We start from the raw sequence: 7000 nt of genomic DNA on the forward strand, positions 1-7000 counted from the left end.
AATTGGGCGTGTTGCGATCGATGGTAGCGGGTGTAACGACCTGGAGCCTTGCAGCCATGGCACATGGGTGGGCGATTGCCGGATGGCATGTTGTCGCCGCGCGCATCGGGCTTGGTGCGACCGAAGCGGTGCAGACACCGCTGACCATCAAGACTGTTGCGACCCTGTTCCCAGCAGACAAACGGTCGTTTGCTTTTGGGGTGGGCACGGCAATTGCGGGCCTTGGTACAATTGCCATGCCCTTTTTCATTCCCGTGATCGCTGCCATCTGGGGGTGGCGAGGCGCGCTTATCTTTGGGGGCATCGGTGGCTTTGTCACGCTTGGATTATGGCTGTGGTTCGCACGCGGCGTAAAATTTGATGATCAGGCTGAAGATGCCAATCGCGACTTTTCCGATGGCGGCGCGCCATATGGGCCGATATTATTTGAACGGCGTACGTGGGCGATTGTCATCGCAAAGGCGCTGTCGGATGCGACATGGTGGCTCATAAATTTCTGGCTACCCGATTTTTATCGCAAGGAATTCGGCCTTACGACCAGCGAACTCGCAATACCTTTGGCCATCGCTTTTTTTGGCTCGGGCGCGGGGGCATTGTTCGCAGGCTGGCTGTCGACACGACTTTTGGAAGCGGGCTGGAGCGTCAACCGCGTACGCAAGACGATCATGCTGGGATCCGCAGCCATCGTCGTGCCGCTGCCGTTCGTACTTACGCTGGATTCATTCTGGCCAGTGGCGATCATGATGGGCGTCGTCATGGCCGGACATCAGGGTTTTTCCCTGTCGATATTTTCCATCATTACCGATGTTGTGCCACGCGCAAAGGTTGGCCGCGTAACGGCCTTTGGGGCTTTCATGGGTAATATGGGCGGCGCCCTGATCCAATTGGTGACTGGCGCTGTTTTGGCGGCGGGGCTTGGCTACACCCCTTTATTTATCTTTGCGGCTGTTTCTTATCTGCTTGCATTAGGCTGGCTGCACCTGCTGCTGCCGCATATCCGCCGCGCGGAAGGCGGGGTTGAACCCGCCCCCGCTTGATAGCAGCGCGGCTTAGCCAGCCTTGGCCAAGCCTTCCGCGTCCACAATTGCTTGCAGTTCGCCCGCTTCGTACATTTCCATCATGATGTCCGAACCACCAAGGAACTCGCCTTTGACGTACAGCTGCGGGATAGTTGGCCAGTCGCTGTAATCTTTGATGCCCGCACGGATTTCCATATCCTGCAATACATCGACGCTTTCATAAGCGACATTCAGATGGTCAAGAATGGCGATCGCCTTGCTGGAAAATCCGCACTGCGGAAACAATGGCGAACCTTTCATGAAAAGGACGACATCATTGCCTTTGACGATCTCATCGATCCGTTCGTTAACGCTCATTTCAATACTCCAATAATCAGGGGATGGCTGTTGTCAGCTGAAGGGCATGCAAGACACCGCCCATGCGTCCGCCCAGGGCGTCATACACGGCCTTGTGCTGTTTTACGCGCGGCATGCCGCGAAAGCTCTCGCTGACGACGCGTGCGGCATAATGGTTGCCGTCGCCCGCAAGGTCAGTGATTTCGACAATCGCATCGGGAAGGGCGGCTTGAATCATTTCCTCAATTTCGTGGGCTTGCATCGCCATTATGCAGGCTCGATAAATTGACGGCGGGCTTCCACCATTTTGTCTTCGAGCGCAGCGCGGATCATCGCGTCATCCACGTCGACACCGGCCGATGTCAAATCACCAAGCAGCTTACGGATGACGTCTTCGTCGCCCGCTTCTTCAAAGTCCGCTTGCACGACCGATGTTGCATAGGCGGTCGTTTCTTCGGGGGTCAGGCCCATTTTTTCGGCTGCCCACTGACCTACCAGCTTGTTGCGGCGGGCGGTAATCTTGAATTGCAGGTCCGCATCATGTGCGAACTTGTTTTCAAAGGCTTTTTCGCGATTGTCGAAAGTTGTCATCATGCCGTTCCAATTTGCTGTTGTTCAAAGATAATGCCTGCATCGTCGCGCAACAAGGCCGGTCTTGTTAAATGTGTACAACCAGCTTTCCAACAGCTGCCCGATCACCCAAGCGTGCGATTGCTGTTCCGGCGTCCGCAAGTGCGAATGTTTCGGAAATGCGCGGCTTGATCTTGCCCGCTGCATATAAGTCAAACAGCTCTGCAATGTTGGCGTGATTTTTCTGCGGCGTACGTGCGGCAAAGGCGCCCCAGAAAACGCCGCACACGTCGCAGCTTTTCAGCAATGTGAGGTTCAATGGCAATTTCGCGATCCCGGCGGGAAAGCCAACAACGAGAAACTTGCCTTCCCACGCAATCGACCGGACGGCAGGTTCGCTATAGTCGCCACCCACGGTGTCATAAATGATATTGTATCCGTCCCGGCCAGCGGCCGTTTTGAACAGTTCGGCGACAGCTTTGGACTGGTCCTTGTCAAACGGCTGGTGCGGGTAGACGACCACTTCGTCAGCGCCTGCTTCGCGCGCAATGTCTGCCTTTGCCTCGCTGGAGACACCAGCGACCACACGGCCGCCAAATGCCTTGGCCAGTTCAATGGCCGAAATCCCGATGCCGCCTGCGCCGCCAAGGACAAGGACATTGTCACCCGACTTCATATGGCCGCGATCCTTCAGCGCGTGGATTGACGTGCCATAGGTCATTAACAAAGCTGCGCCATCGTCAAAGGACATGGAGTCGGGCATTTTGAAGCAATTGAACGCTGCGACCGCGACTTTCTCGGTCAGGCCGCCATTGCCGCACAGGCCAATGACGCGGTCGCCAATGGCAAAGCCGGTCACGCCTTCGCCAATGGCTTCGACTGTGCCCGCAATTTCGCCGCCCGGCGCAAAGGGACGCTCAGGTTTGAATTGATAGAGGTCGACAATCATCAGCGTGTCGGGAAAATTAATCGAACAGGCCTTTACCGCGACCACAACCTGACCGGGTCCGGCGGTGGGTTCAGGCAGTTCGCCCATGACAAGTGTTTCTGGGCCGCCGCTTGCGGTTGATAATAAAGCGCGCATGTCTCTCTCCTAAACGGGGTTTGGCGCCAGCCAGGGCCGGTCCGCAGATAATTTGGTTTCGTACACTGAAATCGCGTCGCTGCTTTTCAGCGTCAGGCCGATTTCGTCTACACCGTTAATCAGGCAATGTTTGCGGAACGGATCGATTTCAAATTCGAACCGGTCCTGAAACGGCGTGGTGACGGTTTGTGTTTCCAGATCGATGTGAATCTCATCGGTCCGTGCGACTTCCATCAAACGGTCAATCGCCGCCTGCGGAAGGACGATAGCGAGCAAACCATTCTTGAACGCATTGCCCGAAAATATGTCGGAAAAGCTCGGCGCAATCACCGCTGATATGCCCATATCGGCCATGGCCCACGCCGCATGTTCGCGGCTCGATCCGCAACCGAAATTGTCGCCGGCGATCAATATCGGCGCACCGGCATATTCAGGATCGTCAAATACGTTGCCCGGGACCGCGCGCAAGCTTTCGAACGCGCCCTTGCCCAATCCAGCGCGGCTAATGGTTTTAAGCCACGCCGCCGGTATGATCACGTCGGTGTCGATATTTTTCAATCCGACGGGATAGGCCCGGCCCTCAACACGGCTTATCGCTTTCATGCCTTTAGTCCGTGTCCGTCTTGGGTTGATTGTGCGTCATCGGCGCAACTTCGGGCTCAGGCGACAGCGGTTCCAGCTTTCCCTTTTTCTGGGTCAGACTGCGGCGTCCTGCGTAAATCAACGCGGCCATCAATGCCGCCGAACCCACTGCAGCGCCAACCTTGGCTGTGGTCGACCATGTGTCGCCATCATTGGATTTTTTATTGGTCATAAGCCTCTTCCTTGATGCCAACTGCTTTAGCTTCGGCATTTGTGACAAGTAAAGGGAATAGCTTCACCGGCACCGCCGCATAGGCCAGCGGTGCCGTGCGCGCGGTACCCTTAGCTGGCGAATGCACGGACATCCGTCAGCTTGCCAGCAACAGCAGCAGCTGCCGCCATTGCCGGGCTTACAAGATGGGTGCGTGCGCCTGGGCCTTGGCGGCCGACGAAATTCCGGTTGCTGGTTGATGCGCAACGTTCGCCAGCGGGCACCTTGTCGGGGTTCATCCCCAAACAAGCCGAACAGCCCGGCTCGCGCCATTCGAACCCAGCGTCGGTAAATATCCGGTCCAGACCCTCATCCTCGGCCTGTTGCTTCACAAGGCCACTGCCGGGGACGACAATTGCCCATTTGACGTTCGCCGCCTTTTTGCGGCCTTTTAAGATTTCAGCGGCAGCGCGCAGATCTTCGATGCGGCTGTTGGTGCAGCTGCCGATGAAGATATTCTGCACTTCGATATCGGTCATCCGTGTGCCGGGTGTCAGCCCCATATAATCCAGCGATTTGCGTGCGGCTTCCTGCTTGGACGGATCGGCAAAAGCGGACGGATCGGGGACGATGCCTGTGATCGGCAACACATCTTCGGGGCTGGTGCCCCATGTGACGCTGGGTGCGATATCCGCGGCATCAATCGACACGATCTTGTCATAGGTTGCGCCCGGGTCGGTCGCGAGCGTACGCCAATAGGCAACCGCTGCGTCCCAGTTTGCGCCTGACGGGGCCATAGGCCGGCCCTTGATATAAGCAAAAGTGGTGTCGTCGGGTGCCACGAGGCCCGCGCGCGCGCCATGTTCAATCGCCATGTTGGAAATGGTCAGCCGCCCTTCGACGCTGAGCGCGCGGATGACGGATCCGGTATATTCGATGACATGGCCGCTGCCGCCGGCCGCACCAAGTACGCCGGTGATATGCAGCACCACGTCCTTGGCGGACACACCTGCGCGCAATTCGCCCTCGACGCGTACTTCCATGGACTTTGAACGTGTCAGTTGGAGCGTCTGCGTCGCCAGAACATGCTCGACCTCAGATGTACCAATGCCGAATGCCAACGCGCCAAGGCCACCATGGCAAGCGGTGTGGCTGTCGCCGCACACAATCGTCGTCCCGGGCAGGGAAAAGCCCTGCTCTGGCCCGACAACATGGACAATACCCTGCTTGGCATCGGAGGCATGAATATATTTAATACCGAACTCGGGCGCGTTTCGCTCCAGCGCTTCCAATTGCTGGGCGCTTTCGGGGTCTGCAATCGGGATCGGTTGTCCGTGGCTGTCCAGACGCGCGGTGGTGGGCAGGTTGTGGTCCGGCACAGCCAAAGTCAAATCGGGTCTGCGGACACGGCGTCCTGCCGCCCGTAGGCCTTCAAAAGCCTGCGGACTGGTCACTTCGTGCACAAGGTGGCGGTCAATGAAGATCAGGCAGGTGCCATCGTCGCGTTGTTCGACGACATGGGCGTTCCAGATTTTTTCGTACAGTGTTTGCGGTGTGGACATAATAAAAATGCCATAGAACTGATTGCAACGAAATCAAGTGAGGTGACAATCGTTGCACTTCAATATTCCGCCATTTGCGTCTAATGGGAACAGCATGAGCATTATCAGCATCATCCTCATTGTGGTCGGCACCGTCTTCGTCATGGAATGGGTGGCGTGGTCGAGCCATAAATATATCATGCACGGTTGGGGCTGGGGCTGGCACCGTGACCATCACGAGCCACATGATAACGCGCTGGAAAAGAACGATCTTTATGGGATTGTTGGCGCGGTTACGAGCATCTCCTTATTTGCGATTGGCAGCCCTTTGTTGCTCGGCGAGAAAGCTTGGGAGCCAGCCACGTGGATTGGCCTTGGCGTGCTATTTTACGGCATCATCTACACTGTGGTGCATGATGGCCTCGTGCATCAGCGTTACTTTAAATATGTGCCGCGCAGTGGTTACGCTAAGCGGTTGGTTCAGGCGCACAAATTGCACCATGCCACCATCGGCAAGGAAGGCGGCGTCAGCTTTGGTTTCGTATTTGCGCGTGATCCTGCAAAGTTGAAGGCGGATCTCAAAAAACAACGCGAGGCCGGGACCGCAATAGTCCGCGACGCGGCGATTTAAGCTTCGGGTTTTCGCCAAATCCAGCCAAGACACAATATTGCAACGCCCAGTGGTATCAACGACCACGGCAATGCCAACGTGATCAAACCAATCGCTATGCTGACGCCAAAGGCGACGGTTGCCGACCATTTGCCGCGTCTGCTCACCACCCCTTTTTCACGCCAAGCAACAAGATGATGCCCGAATGCGGGATGGTTCATCAAGCGGGCTTCAAGCGCTGGGCTGCTGCGCGCAAAGCAAAAGGCCGCCAATATCATAAAGGGTACGGTCGGCAGCAACGGCAGCGCTATGCCCACGGTGCCAAGCGCCAGAGCGCACAGCCCACCGATCAGCCAGAGCTGCCGCTTTATCAATATTGATGGACCGCTTTGGTCACATAATAGCTGTCGAGACCTTCGGGGCCGCCTTCGCTGCCAAAGCCGGATTCCTTAACCCCGCCGAAGGGCGCGTCAGGCATAGAAATCACAAAGCTGTTGAGCCCAACCATGCCGGTATCCAACGCATCAGCCACAAGGTTCGCCTGCCGCGCGTTTTCGGTGAAGGCATAAGCCGCAAGCCCAAAGGGCAGGCGGTTTGCCTGTTCAATGGCTTCGTCCAACGTCTTGAATGGCCGCATCAGCGCAACGGGGCCAAATGGTTCATTGTCCATGACGTCTGCGGACATGGGAACGTCCGCGAGCACCGTGGGCTGAAAGAAATAGCCTTGTTCGCCGCGTGTGCCGCCCGCCAACAGCTTCGCGCCCTTTGACGTTGCATCTTCCACGAGGGCGGCGATGGCCGATGGCCGCCGCGCATTGGCCAGTGGCCCCATGACGGTGCCGGCGTCCAATCCGTTGCCGACCTGCACATTCTTTGTATGCGCGGCAAAGCCAGCGACAAAGCGGTCGTAGACGCCTTCCTGCACATAGAAACGCGTCGGTGATATACATACTTGTCCGGCGTTCCGGAATTTGGTGGTCGCCGACAAGGTGATGGCTTTTTCAAGATCGCAATCATCGAAAATGAGCACAGGCGCATGGCCACCCA

The 7000-nt window shown here is 56.9% G+C and carries 12 protein-coding genes; 2 read left to right on the top strand and 10 right to left on the bottom strand.

The genetic code is table 11. From position 1 onward, the window contains the following. Positions 1–1037: MFS transporter (locus ACIQ0G_RS09230; protein WP_397577657.1), on the top strand; the 1037-nt coding region annotated here is incomplete at its 5' end. 12 nt (positions 1038–1049) lie between these two features. On the opposite strand, the gene grxD is transcribed toward ACIQ0G_RS09230, so the two are convergent. The 8 genes from grxD to leuC all read right to left on the bottom strand — a co-directional run bounded on the left by grxD (position 1050) and on the right by leuC (position 5364). Then, positions 1050–1382 (bottom strand): Grx4 family monothiol glutaredoxin, encoded by a 333-nt coding sequence (gene grxD, locus ACIQ0G_RS09235; protein ID WP_395629040.1) that lies wholly within the window; start codon positions 1380–1382, stop codon positions 1050–1052. 10 nt (positions 1383–1392) lie between these two features. Beyond that, positions 1393–1623 carry a BolA/IbaG family iron-sulfur metabolism protein gene (locus ACIQ0G_RS09240; RefSeq protein ID WP_397577658.1) on the bottom strand — a complete coding sequence of 77 codons (231 nt, stop codon included), beginning with the start codon at positions 1621–1623 and terminating at the stop codon, positions 1393–1395. Beyond that, a complete protein-coding gene (locus ACIQ0G_RS09245) occupies positions 1623–1946 on the bottom strand; it encodes a DUF1476 domain-containing protein (RefSeq protein WP_397577665.1) in 324 nt (107 codons plus the stop codon). The genes ACIQ0G_RS09240 and ACIQ0G_RS09245 overlap by 1 nt, the downstream gene beginning before the upstream one ends. Before the next feature lie 67 nt (positions 1947–2013). Next, positions 2014–3009: an NADPH:quinone oxidoreductase family protein gene (locus ACIQ0G_RS09250; RefSeq protein ID WP_397577659.1), complete on the bottom strand. Its 996-nt coding sequence runs from the start codon at positions 3007–3009 to the stop codon at positions 2014–2016. A 9-nt stretch (positions 3010–3018) separates the two neighbouring features. Beyond that, positions 3019–3612: a 3-isopropylmalate dehydratase small subunit gene (leuD, locus tag ACIQ0G_RS09255; RefSeq protein WP_397577660.1), complete on the bottom strand. Its 594-nt coding sequence runs from the start codon at positions 3610–3612 to the stop codon at positions 3019–3021. Positions 3613–3616: 4 nt separating this feature from the next. Then, entirely contained in the window at positions 3617–3823 is a 207-nt protein-coding gene (locus tag ACIQ0G_RS09260) for a hypothetical protein (RefSeq protein WP_397577661.1), read from the bottom strand. Continuing rightward, entirely contained in the window at positions 3813–3950 is a 138-nt protein-coding gene (locus tag ACIQ0G_RS09265; RefSeq protein WP_397577662.1) for a hypothetical protein, read from the bottom strand. The genes ACIQ0G_RS09260 and ACIQ0G_RS09265 overlap by 11 nt, the downstream gene beginning before the upstream one ends. After that, on the bottom strand, positions 3934–5364 hold the full coding sequence (gene leuC / locus ACIQ0G_RS09270) for a 3-isopropylmalate dehydratase large subunit (RefSeq protein ID WP_397577663.1): 1431 nt from the start codon (positions 5362–5364) through the stop codon (positions 3934–3936). Before leuC ends, ACIQ0G_RS09265 begins: the two co-directional genes overlap by 17 nt. 94 nt (positions 5365–5458) lie before the next feature. Here leuC and ACIQ0G_RS09275 point away from each other — a divergent pair, with 94 nt between their 5' ends. After that, positions 5459–5974: a sterol desaturase family protein gene (locus ACIQ0G_RS09275; RefSeq protein WP_292928804.1), complete on the top strand. Its 516-nt coding sequence runs from the start codon at positions 5459–5461 to the stop codon at positions 5972–5974. On the opposite strand, the gene ACIQ0G_RS09280 is transcribed toward ACIQ0G_RS09275, so the two are convergent. Beyond that, a complete protein-coding gene (locus tag ACIQ0G_RS09280) occupies positions 5971–6324 on the bottom strand; it encodes a YbaN family protein (RefSeq protein WP_397577666.1) in 354 nt (117 codons plus the stop codon). The two genes, ACIQ0G_RS09275 and ACIQ0G_RS09280, sit on opposite strands and share 4 nt — an antisense overlap. Continuing rightward, the coding region (locus ACIQ0G_RS09285) for an aldehyde dehydrogenase family protein (RefSeq protein ID WP_397577664.1) at positions 6324–7000 on the bottom strand (677 nt) is incomplete at its 5' end. The genes ACIQ0G_RS09285 and ACIQ0G_RS09280, both read right to left, overlap by 1 nt.

Origin of the sequence: Sphingorhabdus sp. (assembly GCF_044354325.1) — a bacterium.
Lineage (GTDB): Bacteria > Pseudomonadota > Alphaproteobacteria > Sphingomonadales > Sphingomonadaceae > Sphingorhabdus_B.